The sequence below is a fragment of the Oceanobacillus timonensis genome (assembly GCF_900166635.1).
GTDB lineage: Bacteria > Bacillota > Bacilli > Bacillales > Amphibacillaceae > Oceanobacillus > Oceanobacillus timonensis.
The window spans coordinates 4,221,305-4,242,518 of record NZ_LT800497.1; the positions used below are offsets into that span (position 1 = coordinate 4,221,305).

Sequence of the window (21,214 nt, forward strand, 5' to 3'; positions counted from 1 at the left end):
CCTTATAGATAACGAATTCCACTTCCTGGTTTGCTAATAATAATATCTTCAACGCCTTCCACTGTTTGCAGACGTTTTTTTATTTTATCTTCATCTTCCGGAAGATACAGTACTTTTACATTGGGTCCAGCATCAATCGTAAAGAAAGCAGGAATCCCATGTTCTCTTAAGTCCTGAACTGTTTGCATCACACGCATCGTATTATCTTGCCAATAAGTAAAAGGCGGGTTCGCACCTAATGTCGTCGCATGCATTCGCAAACAATTGGCCTCCGCAACGCTTCCCATTTTCTCAAAATCTTTATCAGCAATGGCTTGTTTGATTTCTTGCAGATCCTTTGCCGTCTGTTCCAGCCAACCGGCATAAAAAGGAGAGGTATCTATGGTACGACGCATCCCCTCTCTGCTTGAAACTTTTTTCACCGTTTTTGACAAAACCACAGCAGCAATGCGAATATCCCAATGAGATTCATCAGCAACTTGAACAGCATACGAATCCAAGCCGTCTTCCCGCTCTCCCATTTGCCATTCTACAAAACCGCCAAAAATGGAACGGGAAGCAGATCCGGAACCTTGGCGGGCCAGCCTTGATAACTCCCTATCTTCCAAGGAAAGCCCGATTGCTTTCGTACTCGCCGCAGCCAATGCTGCAAGGCCGGAAGCAGAGGAAGCAAATCCAGCAGCAGTAGGAACATGATTCACAGATTGAACCTGGGCGTAGATTTCCTTTCCAGAAAGAGCCCGTACCTTATCTAAAAATACCGCTACCTTTGTGCGTGCATCTCCTTCTACGTTCTGTTCATTTAAGAGAAAGGAGTCTTCCTTTAACCCTTCCTGAAAATGCACGGTTGTTTCTGTGGAAAAACCATCTAACGTAACAGAAAGATTGCTATTCGCGGGTAGAATCAATGACTCATTCCGCTTTCCCCAGTACTTAATTAAAGCGATATTTGTATGTGCTCTTGCTGTTGCTTTCATAACTTGAATCCCCTTTTCTACAATCCTGTCCAAACATTCTTTTACCGTAGTGTAACCCGGCTGGAAGACTTCCACTGCAAGAAATGAAAAACGCACACCGGATGAAGTGCCCTTTTATTTCTTTAAAACAAATGGCCAGACTGCTGCCGCACCAAACCGGCGTAACTTTTCAGCCAGTTGTTTGGAATGGACTTCATTTTGCGCAAGCGCAATGATACAGCCGCCATTTCCGCCGCCTGTTAATTTTGCACCAAGGGCGCCTTCCTCCCGTGCAAAACGAATTAATTTATTTAATCCCGCATCACTTACACCTAATACTTCCAACTCTTTTTGCGCTTCATTCAACAATTGACCTAAAAACTGTTTGCTCGCTTTTTCCAATGCTTCTTTTGCATGATGTGTCAGCTCACCAATACGCTCTATTTTAGAATGAATACGATGTGGAGCTGTTTTTAACAAATTTGCTACAGATTCAACAGATGTACGCGTATCGCCAACTCTTCCAGAATCCGCAACAATAAAATGAAGGTCTTCCCCTAATTCGATACGGTCTACAGGAGTCCCTTTTTTATACCATACCGGTTTATCAGAAGTAATCGTTAATGTGTCTAATCCACTTGGAGCTCCATGGGCGTAAGTTTCTGCTACATTTGCTAATTTCAATAATTCTTCTGGTGAACATTCCTTCTCACAATAATGGAATAAAGACCGAATAACAGAAATAGCTACGGATGCACTGGATCCGAGCCCTTTCCCCGGCGGCACAGAGGAATTAATCCGTATCAGCAAGTCTTTATAAGGAATGCCGAGATATTCACACGAACTGGAAACACATTGAATAATACCTTCCAGCTCTTTCGGGGCGTGCTGCAATGGACCATGATAAAAAGTACTGTCCATTTTCACCGTTCCCGGAACGTACTCAATCACCGTCTCTACACCGATCAAAGGAAATGGAATAGCAATTGCCGGCTGTCCGTGTACAACCGCATGCTCTCCAATTAAAATGACCTTACTATGAGCTACACCGATAGCTGTTTTCTCCGACGCTGTTACTTTTTCTGCACTCATTTTTTATACTGTTCCACCAATTCTTCAGCTTTTCCCACACGGATTTCTTGTTGTTCTACTAATTGTTTTGCTATCACATCAATCATCTCCCCAGTTGCTCCTCCAGCTATTGCAACAGAACGTGAGTGAAGGGCCATATGCCCTTTTTGAATACCGTCTGTTGCCAATGCCTTGAGCGCTCCAAGATTTTGGGCAAGACCAACTGCCACAATAACCTGCGCAAGTTCCTCTGCTGATTCAATATGCATAATGGATAAAGAGAAATCAGCTAACGGATGAACACGAGTTGCCCCTCCGACTGTTCCTACAGACATTGGAAGTTCGATTTCACCAACCAAGTTACCTTCTTCGTCTTTTGACCATGTCGTCATTGAACCATAATGTCCATTTCTAGCGGCGTAAGCATGCGCTCCGGCCTCTACCGCCCGCCAATCATTGCCTGTTGCTATCACCACAGGGTCAATACCGTTCATAATTCCTTTATTATGCGTTACCGCACGATACGGGTCCGAAGCAGCAAATTCATACGCATGAATCACACCGTCTCTTACCTCTTCTCCAGTAAATGAACCTGTTTTTAACATATGCGGAGGTATCACGCATTTCGCTGTGACAAGGCTGCGATCTGCATAATTCGATAAAATACGCAGGTATACTTTTCCTTTTGTTATTTCTTCTACAATTGGCGCGATAGATTCTACCATTGTATTAATCATATTCGCTCCCATTGCGTCACGGGTATCTACATAGATATGCATAACCAGCATTTTGCTATAGGATGAAGCATCCTCTTCATTGAGTATACGGACATCTAAATCTCTCACACCGCCGCCACGTCTGACGATGCTCGGATAAGCTTCATCGGCAGCTTTCATTAGAAGTTCTTTATGTTGAAGGATTTGTTGCTTTGCTTCTTGAAAATCCGGACAGCCGACAACCTGAATCTGTCCAATCATCAGTCTCTCTTTCGACTCAGTTTGAAACCCGCCAGCCTCTCTGACTATCTTTGCAATATGGCTGGCAGAAGCAACAACAGATGCTTCTTCAATAGCCATCGGCACCACATATTCTTTCCCATTTACTAAAAAATTTAATCCTAATCCAAATGGTAATGGATAGGTACCAATGACATTTTCAATCATATTATCAGCTTTTCCTATTGTAAGTGCATCTGCGTTAGACAAATTTTGCGTTTCTGCTTCTGTTAAAGAAAAGGCTTCACGTAACAATGCTCGCCTTTCTTCTACTGTCATATTATAAAAACCGGGTATCCTTGAAGAGGTCATGCCTAGCTCATCCTTTTTATTTATCATATCTAAAAATATGCTTTTTATTACGAAGTACTAAAAGAAACTATTTTGATTATAACATGAATTCTACCGTTTTTTCATTTTGAAGATACTTATTTCGTTACTAGAACTAAGTACTTGATATTATGGTCAGGTACTGTATTTTTTTAGTTTTATACATTTTCTAACTTGGTGTTCACGAAACCTTATCTATACAAAGAAACGTTACTGCAACGGGAGCGTTTACGGGCAATTCTCCATGATAAAGAAAAAAACGAGATAAGCTTATCCCGTTTTCTGTGTGTTCTGTACTTGTCATTCTTGTAATGAGCCATGAAGGATTCGAACCTTCGACCCTCTGATTAAAAGTCAGATGCTCTGCCAACTGAGCTAATGGCTCCTGTAATATCTCTATCGAGTATAAAAAAGACATAAAAAAAAGGCTGGGCCACCAGGATTCGAACCTGGGGTGCACGGGATCAAAACCCGATGCCTTACCGCTTGGCTATGGCCCAATAAAAACATGGTGGAGGGGGAGAGATTCGAACTCCCGAACCCTGAGGGAGCGGATTTACAGTCCGCCGCGTTTAGCCACTTCGCTACCCCTCCGTAGTATTGTTAACCATATGGTAAATAATATACATAAAAAAATGGTGCCGGCCAGAGGACTTGAACCCCCAACCTACTGATTACAAGTCAGTTGCTCTACCAGTTGAGCTAGGCCGGCATGATGGTGGAGGATGCAGGGCTCGAACCTGCGACCCCCTGCTTGTAAGGCAGGTGCTCTCCCAGCTGAGCTAATCCTCCAGAGCATATTATGTATGCCTGAAAATGTTATAAAATAACATTGCGTGTTTCCTATATGTTTTTCATTGAAATAAGTTGGTGACCCGTACGGGATTCGAACCCGTGTTACCGCCGTGAAAGGGCGGTGTCTTAACCACTTGACCAACGGGCCATGATTGCTGTCTGAGAAGTTTTTGAAAGTATCTCCCGCAAACTGACGAATTTTATTATATCGAGGAACCAACCGTTTGTAAAGAGAAAAATGAAAAAAACTTTATTTTATTTTTCCAAAGATGTTCAAACACGGTCAATGCCTATTTTAATACGATGTTACAGAATCATATTTTGTATAAGATTTCGTTATTTTAACCCGTTTCTTCTATAGAAATAAAGAAAAACAGGTTTTACCTTTATCACCTGGTACTAATCAGTTATAATAGATGCTAAGTAAAATGTGGAATGGAGGAAAAGTATGACAAAGCTTTTAGAAGGTAAAAATATTGTAGTAATGGGCGTCGCAAACGAAAGAAGTATTGCATGGGGCATTACCAAATCACTACATAATGCCGGAGCTAATCTTATTTTTACGAACCGGCAGGAAAGATCCTATAATAAGTTAGTAAAACTTTTAGAGAAACATGAAATCGAACCAAAAGCAATTATCTCTTGCGATGTTGCATCCGATGAAAGTGTTCAGGAAGCGTTTCAGGAGATAAAAGAAAAAATCGGTGTGATTCACGGCTTGGTTCACTCTGTTGCCTTTGCAAAACGTGAGGACCTGCAAGGTGAATTTGTCACTACTTCTCGTGACGGCTTCCTGCTCGCCCAAGAAATCAGTGCTTATTCCTTAGTAACCGTGACAAATGCTGCGAAAGAACTGATGACAGAAGGAGGTTCGGTTGTCACACAAACGTATATCGGAGCAGAACAAGTCGTTCCTGGCTATAACGTTATGGGTGTGGCTAAAGCATCTCTGGAAGCAAGTGTCCGTTATTTGGCTGAAGATGTGGGTAAAGATGGCATTCGCGTGAACGCTGTGTCAGCCGGTCCTATCCGTACACTCTCTGCAAAAGGAGTAGCTAACTTCAATGAAAAAGCACAAGTTGTTGAGGAAAGAGCTCCATTACGCCGTAACATTGATCAAGATGATGTCGGAGATGCAACATTATTCTTCCTGAGTGATTTAGCACGCGGAATTACTGGTGAAGTATTGCATGTGGATGCCGGATTCAATATTATTGGCGGTTAACCATTTAAAAACTGTCTCTTCCTATAAAGAAGGGACAGTTTTTTTATTGGCTAAATCCACGTTCTCTTCTATGTTTAATCATTTTTTATTGTGGGAATAGGTATTAATGGATATTCAAAAAGGGCAATAATGTGTTGTTGAATGTCCTTTTTTGAAAAACATGCAAAGGGGTGGAATAAAATGTATAACTATATACAGCATTATATTAATGGTCAGTGGGTTGACTCCACTGGAGACGAAACAATTGATGTGATTAACCCTGCAACAGAAGAAAAAATTGGTGAGATCAGCTCTGGTACCAAAGCAGATCTTGATAAAGCAGTTCAAGCTGCACGAGATGCTTTTCCGGCGTTTTCACAAACAACCCAAGAAGAGCGCGCTGCATTGTTAGACCGCATTGCAGATGAATATGAAAAACGAAAAGATCAATTTATTGAAGTCATTATGAAAGAACTCGGTTCTCCAATCACTTTTACAACCAATGTGCAGTACCAAATGGGATTAAATCATTTCCGCACAGCTGCAAAACTGGTACGTGATTTTGCGTTTACTGAACAACGGGAAAATTCCTTTGTCCAAAAAGATGCCATTGGTGTTGCTGGTTTGATTACACCATGGAACTTCCCGACTAACCAAGCATCCACAAAATTAGCTAGTGCATTCGCAGCAGGCAGCACAGTGGTATTAAAACCATCTACGGAAACACCTTTTGCGGCTGTTTTACTAGCTGAAGTATTTGAGGCTGCCGGTGTTCCTAAAGGCGTATTCAACCTGGTAAACGGAACAGGCTCTACCATCGGTAATGGCATCAGCTCTCACCCGGATATCGATTTTGTTTCCTTTACTGGTTCCGGCGGTGTTGGTACGAAAATTATGGAAAATGCCGCTCAAGATATTAAAAAGGTTTCCTTAGAACTCGGAGGTAAATCGCCAATTGTCGTATTAGATGATGCAGATGTCGATTATGCCGCCAAAACAGCCATTTCCAATATCGCTGGCAATACAGGGCAAGTATGTACTGCCGGAACACGGGCACTCGTTCCAGAATCTATGCACGATGATTTTATCCAAGCGATTAAAAAACACATTCCCGAATACCCTGTCGGCGATCCAAAAGACGAGTCTACTTTTACAGGGCCACAAGTATCTAAGGATCAGTGGAAAACCGTTCAAGATTATATCCAAAAAGGCATCGACAGTGAAGCCACTCTTGTTACCGGGGGCACCGGTAAACCAGAAGGCTTAGAAACGGGATATTATTCTCAACTGACTGTATTCACAAATGTAAAACCAGAAGATACCATTGCTCAGGAAGAAATTTTCGGACCTGTTCTTTCCGTTATCACGTATAAAGATTTAGATGAAGCAATCGATATTGCCAATGGCACCATTTATGGATTAGCCGGCTATGTTGTCGGCAGTAACCCAGAAGCGCTGACCAAAGCAGCAAGAAGCCTCCGTTCAGGCAGAATTGTAGTCAATAATGAAAAAGCCGACTTCACCGCTCCATTCGGCGGCTTTAACCAATCTGGTATTGGACGTGAATGGGGAGATTACGGAATTGAAGAATTCTTAGAACCAAAAACGATTGTCGGATTGCCTTCTTAAAGAATCAAAATAGAAGAATATAAAAACATGTAAATAAGGCTTTTAAAAACAGCAGCTATCCCAGCTGCTGTTTTTTTGAAAAAATAGCTTGACATCCATTCTAAAAACCTGTACATTTTAAATCGTAACGATTACGAAATCTATCAATTACTACTACTTTGGTTTAATTTTCATGAAGATAACCACAATAAAGGGAAACTTGTTAGAAAGAATTTAAACGCATTATTTAATAACGGAGGTACATATGATGATAAAACGAATGATTATTTTTTCCGGCCTTCTCCTGCTTTTTCTCGCTGGTTGTCAATCTGCGGATGACAGTCAGGATGGAGATCAGGAACAGCTTGAAATTTCAACAACTATTTTTGCTTTAGAAGATTTTATTTCTAAAATTGGCGGTGATTATGTTGATGTGGAAAGTATTTACCCGCCAAATGCAGACGCACATACCTATGAACCAAGCTCCCGTGAGATGGTCGATTTAGCTAAGAAAGATTTATTTATTTATTCAGGGGTCGGTATGGAACCTTTCGCCTCCAAAGCAGAAGATATCCTGGAAAGTGAAGATGTCGAAGTCTCCGCAATCGGTGAGGATATTCCGCTTCGGGGAGAAGCAAATAGCGGCGAAGAAGAGGAAGAACACTATCAGGAAGAAGATGCAGAAGATAATGGAGATATTATCATTGATGGCATTAACGACCATTATCACAGTGGCGATACAGCGAACTTAGAAGCAGAAGCAAACATCGATGAAGACATCGCAGAATGGAATTGGTATTCCCGGACAAAAGGTTCCGAGGAATGGGAACAAAATGAAGATGCAGACAGTTCTTCTTTTGAAACACAAATCAATGATACGTTAGAAGTCAAACTGGAACTAGAAGACGCTGACGGAGAAGTCATTGCCGAATCAGGTATTGTGGAATTACTTATTGATAATCACGATGGCGAAAGCGGTATTGGCGACCCGCATGTGTTTCTGGATCCTGTCAGAAGCGTGCAATTAGCTGAGAATATTACAAACCTTCTGATTGAAGAAATGCCGGAACACGAAGATTACTTCATGGAGAATTTCGAGGAATTACAAGGACAACTAGAAGAAGTAGATCAAGAATTAGCACAAACGATTGAGAATGCAGACCACCCGCAAATGATCGTTTCCCACGCTGCCTATGGTTATTGGGAAGATCGATACGGGTTAGAGCAAATAAGTATTCAGGGTTTATCCTCCACTCAGGAACCTTCCCAATCTGCCTTAGTAGACATTGTTGAAACGGCCGACGAATATGATTTGAATTATGTTGTCTTTGAAAGAAATATCAGCAGCAGAATCAGTGAAATTATTCAAGAAGACATTGGTGCAGACAGTGCCTATCTCAGCAATATGGAAACCATTACCGATGAAGACATCGAAAATGACGAAGATTACTTCAGCCTAATGGAAAAAAATATCGATACGCTGAAAACCGTACTAAACGATTAAAAAACAGCTTTCTTCCATAGACGTATTATGGAAGAAAGCTGTTTTTTATTGTTACACAGATGGACGAAAGTAATCATTTACTCAGAAACTGGATAAGCATAGGCAACAAATCGATCCGGCGCACTACCTACAAAGTGAAATGGATAACAGGTTGTTACGACCAAGACCTCTTCCCCCATTTCCCGGATAACAGAAGTATCATCCTCCGGCACAATTTCCGTTTCTCTAATTTCATACGTATACTCTCCGTACGGCATCTGTACAACAAACGTATCTCCTATCTCCAGTTCACCGAAATCACGGAAAACGGTATCACGGTGTCCTGATAAAAGAATTTGTTCCCCTTGTCCGGGAAATACCGAATTGGATAAATGGCCGACCCCTTTATCTAATGAATCTGGATCCGTTCCTTCTACGATAGGCAATGTTTTTTCCAGCTTGGGGATTTCCAGTGTAGCGAATGCTTCATCCTGCTCGGTGTCGAATGATTCTACGGCCTGTTCTGTATCCTGGCTGGATGCATTATCTAATTCGGATTCATCTTGTTCATCCATTCCTTGCTTTATTCTTTCTTCGGCCTGGATTAAAGACTGCTGTTGCGATTGTTCTTGCCCTATAATTTGATATCCGAAAACACCTAAACAAACAACTCCTATAATTATAAGAAGGATACCTATACGTTTCATGGAAGTCGCCCCCTTCTGCCACTCATTTTTTCTATCACAATAAAATATGTAAAAGTTTTCTAATATAAAGCATTATCCTATCTTTATATTAACTATACCACAATATATGACTGATTTAAGCATTTTAACAAACTAGCTCAGATTATTAATCAATTGTTTCCATTTATCTGCTACTTTATCCTCTGCATACTTTGCAGCAGTGTTCACTGCTTCCTGCCGGTACTGAAGCTTTTCTTCATCTGTTTTATTTAAGTAACCAATAATGTTCTCCGCAAATTTTTCTTTGTCATCAAATGCAACAAGAAAGCCATTTGCCTCTTCCTAAATCATCTCATCAACACCGTAACGAACATGATAGCTTCCAACCGGGCAGCCACATGATAAGCTTTCTAAAACACTCATCGTAAAGCCCTCTCCTTGACCCGCAAATAAAAATAATTCACTGGAAGCATAGATACTATCCACGTTATCTACATACCCTTTGAACTTCACATTATCCTTTAAATTTAACTTATGAACTAATTTTGTTAAATTCTTCTTTTCCTTCCCGGTGCCATAAATCTCTAATAACACATCTGGAATGCGTTTTTTTACCAAAGACACGATTTCCAATAAATGATCTACATTTTTTTCAGAAGATAAGCGGCCGACTGAAACTAATTTATTTGTCCGAGGTGCCATTTCATCCAGATTTTTAACTGTCTGACAAGGATGTGGAATCGTAACTAAATTATTAATACCAAATTGTGCTTCGATATCTCTTTTTTGGTTATGTGTTAACACAACAATATTATCAAAGCTGTACGGACTATTTAGAACATCTTTATAATTCTTATTTAACTTCGAACGAAATTTCGTATTTGCAAAATACGTAGAATGGAATACCGAGATTGCTTTTGCATTTAATTGCTTTCTCTCTGTAAAAAGCGGGCTATACCTTTTATTGCGGTCAATAATGATAACAGGCTCCTCTTCTCCGATGATTTTTTTCAAAAAATAAAGAATAAGTGCTTGTTCATCCGGCAGCACTGTATCAAATACAGCATTTTTCTCACTTATAAGATAAGGACCATCCTCATATTTTATTATAACGCGCTTACCGCAGACGTCAAAATATTCTGTCATGAATACGGAGTTATCCTCACGTAAATATTCTGTATGAGATAATTGGCCGAACCGGTTAAACCGATCACGAACAATTTTCTTCCCGTCATGAAAATAGTTAATATAGCTTAAAAGGTTATTCGGACTCCGTATCATATATTTCACAAGATTATCATTCGAATCATACATACGGCAATACGTTGCACCTTCTGACTCTTCTTCCTCATAGCTATATGTTTTTTCCTTTTTTACTTGATAAGAGGAGAGATTTTTCCCTTCTTCACTGCGTTGAAAATACTCGAATAAATTAATCATTGATATATTTTCATCTACAACGCCGTTTTCAACATAACGTTCCCAATTTGTATGTACATTCACGTTTTTACTGAATGTCACAAACACTGGTTCAATATTCAAGTATTTCACAAATATATTTCCGCGTTTCATTGCTGATTTCTCAATACCCGTAAGATGTTGTCCAATATTTGAATGTAAAAAATAAACTTTTTTCTTCTCCAATGTTAAGTACCTTTCCTTATCTAAAATAATAACTGCAAAACGCTGTTGACTTATTCATGGAGCAAAACTTTACTTAAATTGTTAAATTTCACTGTTCGTTTCCCTTCAAAAATAAATCATAATACGCACAGTATCCAGACAAATAATGTTCCACATCATCAATGCGTGTCCGGAAGGAATGATGCCTGATAAAAAAGCTGCCGGCTATCCTTTTCGGATTTTCAAAATACATAGCAAGCTCTGGATAGAAAAAACCATTACGCTGGTACTCTGCTCGTTTATGAATCGTTGCTTCTAATTTCGATTCATCGAAATCCAATTCCGTTAATAAGTCTTCCTGGCCATCTTTTTTCATACGATTAATCATGTGATATGCAGCCATCGTTAGTTCCAAGAAAGTAGGATAAGTCGTGATTCTTTTATAAATATAGTCCAATTTATTTTGCACATTTTGCAAGCCAAATTGGTAGTATTTACGAAGTGGCTTGTATAACGTCAGCTCATTCGTACAATAGCTCAACCAGTGATCATGGTGCTGCCAATGGTTATTTTCAATAAAGTATTCAAATGCATGTTCTACAGCTTGCAACCATTGGTTATCTTGGTCTATTTTATATAAACGCATGAGCGCAAAAGCTGCTTCTCCATCATAATAAACAATTCGAAAATCCTGTTGAACTTCTAACGAAGGATAGTGTAAGACATGCACAAAGCTGCCATTCTTTTTTTGAAGTTTTAAAATGCCTCTCGCTAATTTTTGAGCAACAGGAATATATTGATCATCATGAAAGACTTCTGCATATTTTGTTAATGCCAGAATAGCTGCAGCATTGGCGCCTAATTTTATTTCCTGTTTATCTTCTTCAACGCCATCAATCACATAAGCAGTATTATTGGCCTCATCAAAATATATTTTGCGTTTTATTAAATGAACTATCCCTTGTGTAATAGATTGAGAGACTTTCTCATTCGGAATAAATTCATATGACTCTACCATGGCATAAAGCGTACTACAATGACGTAACATATTATAAAATTTTATTTCTTTATCAAAATAAGAAAAATAACCATAAACAAATTCTCCGTTGGGTTTACTTAAACTGGCTAAATATTGCTGTGCCCCGTCCACCATCATCTGAACTTCATCAGCATTCAACGGCGTATCTCTTCTTCCATTATCATAATCCCCTTGCTTCAAAGAAAAACATTGTTCATTTTCATAGAAATACCCTTTTGTCTCGAAAAGATACACTTTTTCTACTTGCTTAAAATTTACCGGGCTTAATTTAGGACGATGTTTTTTTATATAATTTTGTAGATTTCTTTCTTTGATAAAACCTCTTTTTGTTTCTGAATCAATTTGAATGGCTGCATTTCCGTTTAATTCCTGTTCCAAAAAAGCGTGTTCAAAATTCTTATCAAAACTGACTCCTTGACGAAAATAATTTTTCCTTGTTTTTGTAATCCGCTGTATGAATTCATATATAGATACAGGTATGATATCTGTTACAATATCTATTTTTAATGATGTGAACTGCTCTTTTATTGCTCGTAAATAAGATTGACCTTGATTGTGTAGGTTTGCCCAAGCTTGAGAGAAATTTTTACTTTTTGAACTAAAAACGGTTGCGCGTTTATCTTCAAATCCTATAGACAGAAATATAGTTACAGAGGATTGATTATTTATTTGTTGGACCATATCTTTATCTTCTATTATATAACGCTTTAACTGTTCTAAACTTTCTTCAAAATCTTGGTAAGATATTTTTTCCACTGCTAACATAGGATCCTCCCAATATAAAATAGTACATATGTACACAAAAGCAAATGTCCTTCAACATTTGCTTTTGCGTTTTTATTTTTATTGACCAGCATTTTTTCTTCTGGAAAATAACGTTACTCCTGCCCCAATAGCTACTGCGGCTAGACCAACAAGACCAATTGTCCAAACGGAAGTTGCGGTATCCGGGAGTGTTTCATCACTCTGGCTACTTTCTGTACTTGTTACTTGCCCTTCGTCTGAACCAGTACCTGTATTTTCACCAGGTATGATAGCACCATTATCTTCATCTGTTGCATCATCTGGCACAGTTACCTGATTTTCATCATTCGCATTTCCTGCTTCGTCTATTGCTTCAATCGTCAGGATATCTCCTGGTTCAACAGAGTCTCCATCAATTGTAATGAGATACTCATCAGTGAATGGATTAGATACAGTTTCTTGAATATCGACTAGTTCACCAGTTCTATTGTTGATTAGATTAACCGCATCAAGGCTTTCATTTGATGCAAAGGAAACGATATAGCCGTATGAACTATCCCCGGAAATATTTACATCACTTAAATTAGGGGCTTCCGTATCAGCGTCACTATCCGCATCGGAATCACTATCTGCGTCAGAGTCACTATCTGCGTCAGAATCGCTGTCCGCATCGGAATCACTGTCTGCGTCAGAATCGCTATCCGCATCGGAATCACTATCTGCGTCAGAATCGCTGTCTGCATCGGAATCACTATCTGCATCAGAGTCACTATCTGCGTCAGAATCGCTGTCCGCATCGGAATCACTGTCTGCGTCAGAATCGCTATCCGCATCGGAATCACTATCTGCATCAGAGTCATCTTCTTCATCAGAGTCACTATCTGCGTCAGAATCGCTGTCTGCATCGGAATCACTATCTGCGTCAGAATCGCTGTCTGCATCGGAATCACTATCTGCATCAGAGTCACTATCTGCGTCAGAATCGCTGTCCGCATCGGAATCACTGTCTGCATCAGAGTCACTATCTGCGTCAGAGTCACTATCTGCGTCAGAGTCGCTGTCCGCATCGGAATCACTGTCTGCGTCAGAGTCACTATCTGCGTCAGAATCGCTGTCCGCATCGGAATCACTGTCTGCGTCAGAGTCGCTGTCCGCATCGGAATCACTATCTGCGTCAGAGTCGCTGTCCGCATCGGAATCACTGTCTGCGTCAGAGTCGCTGTCCGCATCGGAATCACTATCTGCGTCAGAATCGCTGTCCGCATCGGAATCACTGTCTGCGTCAGAGTCGCTGTCCGCATCGGAATCACTATCTGCATCAGAATCGCTGTCCGCATCAGAGTCACTATCTGCGTCAGAGTCGCTGTCCGCATCGGAATCACTGTCTGCGTCAGAGTCATCTTCTTCATCAAAGACGATCGTATCTTCACCTTCTGAGTCATTCAACAAGTCTACATCAATAGCAGTAGTCGCAACACCGGCGCCATTTACGGGAACTTCACCGGATACACCAGCAGGATTTTCCACACCTACATCTAAGTTCACTGTCATAGAACCAATTGCTTGTACACTTGCAAGATCACTGGATAAATCAATTGTTCCATCAGTAATTTGATCGATAAGTCCATTGGCTTCATCTGCTGCATCTGTAACTGCTCCTAGGGCTCCATTAATAGAATTATTCAAACCATCGATTATCAGACCAACGCCTGGAACATCTTCAGCTCCAGATAAAATTTCAATTTCTAAACCATTAGCAGCATCAACAACGTTTTGAAGCGTTTCAACAATTACATCTTGTACAGCTGTTTCAAGATGCTGGCCAACGCCATCTGTAAATTCGACAACGATCGTACCATCTGGATTAATTGTATAGTCAACTTGATCATTGTATTGTAGTAAATCCGCTAAAGCATCATCCAAATTATTTAGCGCATCTACTGCACTACTTAATTCATCTACCCCATTAATAGTAAGTAAATCTTCCGGAATAATACTAGTTTGCAAGTCATCGACAACATCCAACACATCTGATACAGCACCTGTTAATGTTCCTGATAATGTATCTACAGCTCCGCCGACTGCAGGAAGATCATCCATTGTGATTGCTGTAAGATCAACACTTACATCAGCTGAACCTTGTTGATACATTTGACCAGCTAGTTCCGGAATGCTAAATGCAACAACTCTGTCCGGATTAAGCGCTTCCGCATTAGCGACACCTGTACCATCTAAATTAAGATTTAGATTATAATCTTCACCAGATGTTGGTTCTGATAAATCCGCTGTAACATCTACATTCTCCAGCAAGCGCACTTCCGCCAAACTAGCAAGCGGAGCAACATTTGAACTAGCTGCTGTACTAGCAATTTTGGGATTCGTTAATGCTTCACCAGGTGTTGATGCACTTGCAGCTGCAGGCAATGTATTAAATACTAATAATGAAGCAGCTGCTGAAGAAGCGAAGACTTTCCGCATTTTTTTCGATCGACTCACATTTTTAGCCTGCATTTTACGTTTATAATCAAAATTCTTTTTACTCAAATACTCACCCTTCCATTGATTTATCTACAAAATATTAATGCGACGACAAAAATTTACAATAGCAAAAGTATGATATGTATTACTTCTTCATAAACGCCTCCTTATTATTTAGCTAAATTCTAAGGTGACTGAATTAAACTCTAAATATTAAGTATATTAGCTAAAAAAGAAAATTTCAGATAAATTCCATTGATAGTAGATATAAAACAATTAACACAGAAACAATCATCTACAAATACATTAAATTTTTAATGGATAGACAGAAAATAGAATCTTTTAACTCTCAATATAAAAATAATAATAAATGAAATAAATTTCGGAACTATCAAATGGAAATCTGTTACCAGTAAAAGTATACTGAACTTTTCACCAGTTAAGGCAATTCTAACTAAGTCATTTACCCCTGTAAACCCGAGGACTTTTCCACCTCTTAATTTCCATTATATCCCAATATAATGGCGGATTTTTTCTGATATTTTTTTACTTGCTCCAAATTGAGCACTTCACATCCATTTCTAAAGCTTATTAGTAGACTTTATTCCTAGAAAAAATAAAGCTATCGACTTCCCTTCCAGCAAAAACACATAATTAGACCCTATAATGAATGAGATATCGGTTTTTAATAATCCAAATGTCCCCTTAATAAAAATTGGTTTTAATAAATATTGATATATTTTATTATTTTTCTATAATTCATCTATTTCAAAAAAACAATTATAATGCTTTATTTTTAATAAATACTTAATTTTATTTCATAATCCATGTTCACAACATACGCTTGTTTGATAAAAGTCATATACTATGAACGAAACCTCCTTGTTTCTAAGCAGATTGAGGTATTTACCCATATAATCTTTAGCTTGGCAAATTGTTCTCTTGCCAAATAACATACAAATAGAACTTTCTATTATTACCATTAATTATTTTCACTAAACGACTATGTTATAATGAATTTCTAAAATAGAAATGACGAGGTGCGCAATGGATACCGGTCAACGAATCATACAATTACGATCGCAAAGGAATTGGACACAGAAAGAGCTGGCGCAACATGTCAATATAAATGTTAGTGTGATGAATCGGATTGAGTCTGGCGAACGTCCAATCAAAGGGGATGAATTAACTGCTATTGCAGATACATTAGAGGTTACAACGGACTACTTGTTAGGCAGAGAATCCTCTACTTCCAAAAATTCGATGCAAGAACAGGAAAATGAATTTATCAAACGTATTCAGGAAAAAGTTCCGGAAGCAGATGCCATGTTTCGGGATTTGGCAAACCTTCCTCCAGAACATATTCAAGATGTTTATGATTACTTGCTTTTTAAAAAAAGCAGAAGGAACAACGCGGGACAAACACGCTAAAATAAGTGAAGACGTCTCCCAAAACCCCTTTCTACCAAAAGTTACAACTGCTGAAAATACTACTATAATCGCGAATAAAAGCACTGTACAATAAAAAACGCTTTGTACAGTGCTCACTTTAAAACATGTATGAAATGAATAACTTTAGAGAGCCGAAATCACTTGAATATTATGGTCAATAAGCATCTGCTCTGTATCCGAACCAATCAAATTATTCGTGATAAGCACATCTATTTGATCAGTACAAGCAAATGGCGCGCTGGATGTAGCTCCAATCTTTGAATGATCAATAACAGCTACAATTTTCTGAGCTTTGTGAACCATATGCTTTTTTAACTCCACTTCATACAAATTAAAATCAGTCAGGCCGTTCTCCACTGAAAAACCATTGGCAGAGGTGAATAAAATATCAATATTCAATTTATCCAATATCTCCACACTAAGTGTACCTTCCATTGTCGTAGATCCCTTTGTTACCACACCGCCAATTAAAATAACAGTAACATTCGGGTTATCTTTTAATTCTATTGCTGTTTGTATTCCGCTCGTTACGACTGTCAGCCGGATCATTTTTTCATTGAGGTAACGTGCTAATTCGAGAGCCGTTGAGCTGGCATCCAGCAAAATGCATTGTTTTTCTTCAATGAGCTGGAAAGCTTCCTTAGCGATTAGAGACTTTTCTTCACGATTTTGCCTTTCACGCACGTAAAAACTGGTATCATAATCGGCATCGCTCTGTTGATTTAACATCGCCCCGCCATGAGTACGAGTTAAAAGACCTTCCCTCTCCATTTTATTTAAATCCGCGCGCAAGGTTGCTTCAGACACACCGACTTGTTCCGATAATTCTCTTACAGTCAGCCGGTATTTATCATGTAAGAGCTTCATTATCTCGTTTCTTCTTTCCATAACAAACATTTTCATCCTCTGTCATCCTCGCAAAAAATATCTATTTCTGATTCGTTCCTAAGCAAATAAGTTCTCTACCTTTGCCACAATATTTTCAATACTGAATCCATATGCTTCTATTAATTTATCACCATTACCAGAAGCTCCAAATGTATCTATACCAACAATGACTCCATTATCACCCACATAACGGTCCCAACCGAATGAAGATGCCATTTCAATAGCAACTCGTTTTTTTACATTAGGCAATAAAATACTTTCCTTATAAGATGATGTTTGAGCTTCAAAACGATCCCAAGATGGCATACTTACCACCGAAACATCTATATTTTTCTCACGCAAAACGTTTTGTGCCTCTACGGCTAACTGAACTTCAGAACCAGTAGCAATCATGATGGCATCAGGAGTCTCCTTAGAAGAATCACTAACGACATAAGCACCCTTTTTTACACCTTCATAAGCTTTTTCTTGTGTTCCTGGTAAAGTCGGCAGGTTTTGTCTCGATAATACTAGAGCTGTCGGCTGTTCCGTTGACTCCAGCGCAAGTCTCCATGCTGCTTGCGTTTCATTGCCATCTGCAGGTCTGATAAGAGATAACCCTGGCATTGCCCGGAAAGAAGCTAAATGCTCCACCGGTTCATGAGTCGGCCCATCTTCTCCAACCGCAATGGAATCATGTGTCCAAACATATGTCACTGGCAGTTTCATTAAAGACGACAGTCTTACTGCTGGACGCAAATAATCACTAAATACAAAGAAGGTGCCGCCAAAGACTTTTAATCCACCGTGAAGCGCTATTCCATTCAGTGCTGCTGCCATTGCAAATTCACGCACTCCAAACCAAATATTTTTCCCCGCATAATCAACCTTTGAAAAATCAGATACATCCTTTATCGTTGTTTTATTCGATCCGGCTAAATCCGCACTGCCTCCAATAAGATTAGGAACATGCTTTGCAATCGCATTTAAAACTTCACCGGATGATGCTCGTGTCGCAAGAGAAGAGCCTGTTTCATAGACAGGAAGATAATCAGTCCAATTATCTGGTAACGCTCCATCCATCGCTGCTTGAAATTGCTTCCCTTCTTCCGGATACTTCTCTATATAAGTTTGAAATAATGCTTTCCAATCACTCTCTGCTTTAGCGCCTTGTTCAGCTACTTTATTTTTAAAATCTTCATATACTTGTTGCGGAACGTTAAAAGCATCATATTCCCATTTATAATTCTCTTTTGTACGTTTTGTTTCCTCTTCACCCAGAGGTGCCCCATGCGCAGAAGAAGACCCTGATTTATTTGGCGATCCATATCCAATCACTGTTTTCACTTCAATTAGTGTCGGCTGTTCCCTATTTTGTTTGGCAGCTTCCATTGCTTTTCTCAATGTATGTATATCATTGCCATCTTCCACACGAATAACTTCCCAGCCGTAGCTTTGAAAACGTTCCTGCACATTCTCCGAAAAAGATCTGTCCAAATCCCCATCCAGGGAAATATCATTCGAATCATACAAGACTACCAGTTTCCCCAGCCCAAGATGCCCGGCCAAAGAAGCGGTTTCATGAGAAATCCCTTCCATTAAGTCTCCATCACCTACAAGAGCAAATGTATGATGGTCAACCACATTAAAATCATCCTTATTATACGTAGCAGCCAAGTGCGTTTCAGCGATTGCCATTCCAACAGCAGTCGCAACTCCTTGTCCAAGCGGACCTGTTGTTGTTTCTACACCATCGGTATGGTGCACTTCCGGATGTCCTGGCGTTTTAGATCCCCATTGACGAAAATTTTTCAACTCATCTATCGAAAGATCATACCCGGATAAATGAAGTAAACTGTAAAGCAACATGGAGCCATGGCCTGCAGAAAGTACAAACCGGTCCCGGTTAAACCATTGGGAATTATTCGGGTTGTGTGTCATAAATTCCGTCCATAGTGTGTATGCCATCGGAGCTGCTCCCATAGGCAAACCAGGATGTCCGGAATTCGCTTTTTCAATCGCGTCAATGGATAATGTACGGATAGCATCAATAGATAATTGTTCTGTTGATACGGCTGTTGTACTTGTCATTTAAAATCACCTTTTCCATTTTTTATATAAGTTGATGTTTGTCACTTCATTAATAATAAGAGGCACTTACTAAAAATGCCTCTATGTGAAAACGATCCTATTTATTTAATTGCTCTACCCATTCTCTCATGGATTTAAAGATAATCCATACACTTGTAGCACCAGCATCCCGATTCCCCAGCGCTCTATCTCCTAAAGATTTCGCTCTTCCGAATTTTGCGATATAGTTCTTAGAATTTTCCACCCCTTCAGCAGCCTTTTCTTCTGCTTTTTTCAAAGCTTCTAAAAGTGTAGCAGAATCAGATACACTTTCTTTTAGACCATCAACAGCCGGCTCCAAAGCATCAATCATCGTTTTATCTCCTAAACTCGCTTTGCCCCGTTGTTTAATCGCTTCTAAAGATGCACTGAAAATATCCGAAATTGTAGGTACATCCAACTCACTCTTAGGTTCCAGCCCTTTTACTCCTCCAAGAAACATGGAACCGAAAATGACACCAGAGGCTCCTCCCATTGATTGCACCATAGACATGCCTGTTGTTTTAAAAATATCATTAATAGTTGTAAACTCTTGATCTTTTAAATTCTCTTCTACTTTTTCAAATCCCACTGACATGCCAATGCCATGGTCTCCATCACCAATCGCACTATCCACCTTTGTTAACAGTGGCTTGTTTTCTCTGATTTTTTCTCCTGCATAAAGAATCATCTCTTTTGTTTGCGAAATGTCTAATTTATTGATGCCTGTTGTTGTCATTTTAACTTCCTCCTGCCTTCATTATTTTTTATAATAAGGTGCATTTGCCGGAGCATCATAATATGTTTTTAATTCATCATCCAATTTTAATAAGGAAATTGAAAAACCTCCCATTTCTTGCGTTGTACAATAATTATTAACATCCATATCATGCATGCGGATTCCTTTTTCATCCAAAATTTGTGCTACTTTACGATTAACAATAAATAATTCCATCAATGTTGTTGAACCAAGTCCATTGATTAAAACACTCACTTCATCACCTGTTGTCAATTTGCTTTCATCTAGTAACTTTTCCATTAATTGATTTGTAAGCTCATCCGCTGGCATAAGTTTTGTCCGTTCCATTCCCGGCTCGCCATGGATTCCCATACCCAGCTCTATTTCGTCATCTGCTAATGTAAACGTAGGCTCTCCAGAATCAGGAATAGTCCCTGGCGATAAGGCAACCCCAATAGAGTAAGTATGTTCATTTGCTTTTTGTGCTGCAGCGGTTACTTCTTCCAAAGAAAGACCTTTATCAGCTGCTGCCCCAGCTACTTTAATAACAAAAATATCTCCTGCAATCCCGCGGCGATCTTGTTGTCTTTCAATCGGAGCGGAGACAACATCGTCTGTTACTCGAACAGTCGTCGTCTGCACATCTTCAAATTCGAGCAACTCTGCTGCCATATCAAAGTTTAGAACATCTCCCTCATAGTTCCCGTATATAAATAAAGCTCCTTTTCCAGCATCTGCTGCTTTCACCACTTCTTGAATAGTATTTGGAGTTGGTGCAGCAAAAACATTACCTATCGCTACTGCATCTGCGAGACCATCGCCAACGACGCCGAAGAAAAGAGGCTCATGGCCACTACCACCGCCAGTAACCACAGCTACTTTATCTTTTAATTCTTTCTTAACAAGTCCGTTTACTCCGTCCAGTTTTTGGAAATCATCTTGATGTGCACGCATGATTCCTTCTAACATTTCTTCTACAACATCGCTTGGATTGTTGATAACTTTTTTCAAGTGAAAAACCTCCTTTGTAATCTT

Annotated in this window: 15 protein-coding genes and 6 tRNA genes; 4 read left to right on the forward strand and 17 right to left on the reverse strand. The window is 39.5% G+C overall.

Annotation, left to right across the window (positions count from 1 at the left end):
* Positions 1-2: 2 nt before the first annotated feature.
* The 9 genes from mvaD to B7E05_RS20770 all read right to left on the reverse strand — a co-directional run bounded on the left by mvaD (position 3) and on the right by B7E05_RS20770 (position 4,295).
* On the reverse strand, positions 3-977 hold the full coding sequence (mvaD, locus tag B7E05_RS20730) for a diphosphomevalonate decarboxylase (protein WP_080875985.1): 975 nt from the start codon (positions 975-977) through the stop codon (positions 3-5).
* Between the two features lie 114 nt (positions 978-1,091).
* The gene (gene mvk / locus B7E05_RS20735) at positions 1,092-2,048 is read right to left on the reverse strand and encodes a mevalonate kinase (RefSeq protein WP_080875986.1); all 957 of its coding nucleotides are present in this window, start codon (positions 2,046-2,048) and stop codon (positions 1,092-1,094) included.
* Entirely contained in the window at positions 2,045-3,334 is a 1,290-nt protein-coding gene (locus B7E05_RS20740) for a hydroxymethylglutaryl-CoA reductase, degradative (RefSeq protein ID WP_080875987.1), read from the reverse strand. Before B7E05_RS20740 ends, mvk begins: the two co-directional genes overlap by 4 nt.
* Positions 3,335-3,664: 330 nt before the next feature.
* Positions 3,665-3,737, reverse strand: a tRNA-Lys gene (locus tag B7E05_RS20745).
* A gap of 43 nt (positions 3,738-3,780) precedes the next feature.
* Positions 3,781-3,852: transfer RNA gene (locus B7E05_RS20750), tRNA-Gln, on the reverse strand.
* A gap of 9 nt (positions 3,853-3,861) precedes the next feature.
* Positions 3,862-3,946, reverse strand: a tRNA-Tyr gene (locus B7E05_RS20755).
* Between the two features lie 42 nt (positions 3,947-3,988).
* Positions 3,989-4,064, reverse strand: a tRNA-Thr gene (locus tag B7E05_RS20760).
* A gap of 4 nt (positions 4,065-4,068) precedes the next feature.
* Positions 4,069-4,144 (reverse strand) — tRNA-Val (locus B7E05_RS20765).
* Between the two features lie 76 nt (positions 4,145-4,220).
* Positions 4,221-4,295 (reverse strand) — tRNA-Glu (locus B7E05_RS20770).
* A gap of 300 nt (positions 4,296-4,595) precedes the next feature.
* Between B7E05_RS20770 and fabI the strand changes: the two genes are divergently transcribed.
* From fabI to B7E05_RS20785, 3 genes are all read left to right on the forward strand, one after another.
* Positions 4,596-5,372, forward strand: a complete 777-nt coding sequence (gene fabI, locus B7E05_RS20775) for an enoyl-ACP reductase FabI (protein WP_080875988.1) — start codon at positions 4,596-4,598, stop codon at positions 5,370-5,372.
* 180 nt (positions 5,373-5,552) lie between these two features.
* On the forward strand, positions 5,553-6,980 hold the full coding sequence (locus B7E05_RS20780; RefSeq protein ID WP_080875989.1) for an aldehyde dehydrogenase family protein: 1,428 nt from the start codon (positions 5,553-5,555) through the stop codon (positions 6,978-6,980).
* Between the two features lie 247 nt (positions 6,981-7,227).
* Positions 7,228-8,463: a metal ABC transporter solute-binding protein, Zn/Mn family gene (locus tag B7E05_RS20785; protein ID WP_245833204.1), complete on the forward strand. Its 1,236-nt coding sequence runs from the start codon at positions 7,228-7,230 to the stop codon at positions 8,461-8,463.
* Positions 8,464-8,540: 77 nt separating this feature from the next.
* Here the strand turns inward: B7E05_RS20785 and B7E05_RS20790 are convergent, their stop codons facing one another.
* The 4 genes from B7E05_RS20790 to B7E05_RS22620 all read right to left on the reverse strand — a co-directional run bounded on the left by B7E05_RS20790 (position 8,541) and on the right by B7E05_RS22620 (position 15,078).
* Entirely contained in the window at positions 8,541-9,149 is a 609-nt protein-coding gene (locus tag B7E05_RS20790; protein WP_080875990.1) for a class D sortase, read from the reverse strand.
* 321 nt (positions 9,150-9,470) lie between these two features.
* Complete coding sequence (locus tag B7E05_RS20795; RefSeq protein ID WP_080875991.1) at positions 9,471-10,772, reverse strand: glycosyltransferase; 1,302 nt, start codon at positions 10,770-10,772, stop codon at positions 9,471-9,473.
* Between the two features lie 88 nt (positions 10,773-10,860).
* On the reverse strand, positions 10,861-12,555 hold the full coding sequence (locus tag B7E05_RS20800; protein ID WP_080875992.1) for a hypothetical protein: 1,695 nt from the start codon (positions 12,553-12,555) through the stop codon (positions 10,861-10,863).
* Between the two features lie 78 nt (positions 12,556-12,633).
* Positions 12,634-15,078, reverse strand: coding sequence for an adhesive domain-containing protein (locus tag B7E05_RS22620; protein WP_143833274.1), 2,445 nt, complete (start codon positions 15,076-15,078; stop codon positions 12,634-12,636).
* A 981-nt stretch (positions 15,079-16,059) separates the two neighbouring features.
* On the opposite strand from B7E05_RS22620, the gene B7E05_RS20810 reads away from it, so the two are divergent.
* Entirely contained in the window at positions 16,060-16,443 is a 384-nt protein-coding gene (locus tag B7E05_RS20810; RefSeq protein WP_080875993.1) for a helix-turn-helix domain-containing protein, read from the forward strand.
* 144 nt (positions 16,444-16,587) lie between these two features.
* Here the strand turns inward: B7E05_RS20810 and B7E05_RS20815 are convergent, their stop codons facing one another.
* The 4 genes from B7E05_RS20815 to B7E05_RS22310 all read right to left on the reverse strand — a co-directional run bounded on the left by B7E05_RS20815 (position 16,588) and on the right by B7E05_RS22310 (position 21,190).
* Positions 16,588-17,367: a DeoR/GlpR family DNA-binding transcription regulator gene (locus tag B7E05_RS20815; protein WP_080875994.1), complete on the reverse strand. Its 780-nt coding sequence runs from the start codon at positions 17,365-17,367 to the stop codon at positions 16,588-16,590.
* Positions 17,368-17,409: 42 nt separating this feature from the next.
* A complete protein-coding gene (gene tkt / locus B7E05_RS20820; RefSeq protein ID WP_080875995.1) occupies positions 17,410-19,422 on the reverse strand; it encodes a transketolase in 2,013 nt (670 codons plus the stop codon).
* A gap of 97 nt (positions 19,423-19,519) precedes the next feature.
* The gene (dhaL, locus tag B7E05_RS22305; RefSeq protein ID WP_218672712.1) at positions 19,520-20,179 is read right to left on the reverse strand and encodes a dihydroxyacetone kinase subunit DhaL; all 660 of its coding nucleotides are present in this window, start codon (positions 20,177-20,179) and stop codon (positions 19,520-19,522) included.
* A gap of 21 nt (positions 20,180-20,200) precedes the next feature.
* On the reverse strand, positions 20,201-21,190 hold the full coding sequence (locus tag B7E05_RS22310) for a dihydroxyacetone kinase subunit DhaK (RefSeq protein ID WP_218672713.1): 990 nt from the start codon (positions 21,188-21,190) through the stop codon (positions 20,201-20,203).
* Positions 21,191-21,214 lie beyond the last annotated feature (24 nt).

Coding starts and splice junctions, on each gene's coding strand:
- mvaD (WP_080875985.1), bottom strand. CDS start 977: ATGAAAGCAACAGCAAGAGCACATACAAATATCGCTTTAATTAAGTAC.
- B7E05_RS20780 (WP_080875989.1), top strand. CDS start 5,553: ATGTATAACTATATACAGCATTATATTAATGGTCAGTGGGTTGACTCC.
- dhaL (WP_218672712.1), bottom strand. CDS start 20,179: ATGACAACAACAGGCATCAATAAATTAGACATTTCGCAAACAAAAGAG.
- B7E05_RS20800 (WP_080875992.1), bottom strand. CDS start 12,555: ATGTTAGCAGTGGAAAAAATATCTTACCAAGATTTTGAAGAAAGTTTA.
- B7E05_RS20810 (WP_080875993.1), top strand. CDS start 16,060: ATGGATACCGGTCAACGAATCATACAATTACGATCGCAAAGGAATTGG.
- B7E05_RS20815 (WP_080875994.1), bottom strand. CDS start 17,367: ATGAAAATGTTTGTTATGGAAAGAAGAAACGAGATAATGAAGCTCTTA.
- B7E05_RS20790 (WP_080875990.1), bottom strand. CDS start 9,149: ATGAAACGTATAGGTATCCTTCTTATAATTATAGGAGTTGTTTGTTTA.
- B7E05_RS20785 (WP_245833204.1), top strand. CDS start 7,228: ATGATAAAACGAATGATTATTTTTTCCGGCCTTCTCCTGCTTTTTCTC.
- tkt (WP_080875995.1), bottom strand. CDS start 19,422: ATGACAAGTACAACAGCCGTATCAACAGAACAATTATCTATTGATGCT.
- fabI (WP_080875988.1), top strand. CDS start 4,596: ATGACAAAGCTTTTAGAAGGTAAAAATATTGTAGTAATGGGCGTCGCA.
- B7E05_RS20740 (WP_080875987.1), bottom strand. CDS start 3,334: ATGACCTCTTCAAGGATACCCGGTTTTTATAATATGACAGTAGAAGAA.
- mvk (WP_080875986.1), bottom strand. CDS start 2,048: ATGAGTGCAGAAAAAGTAACAGCGTCGGAGAAAACAGCTATCGGTGTA.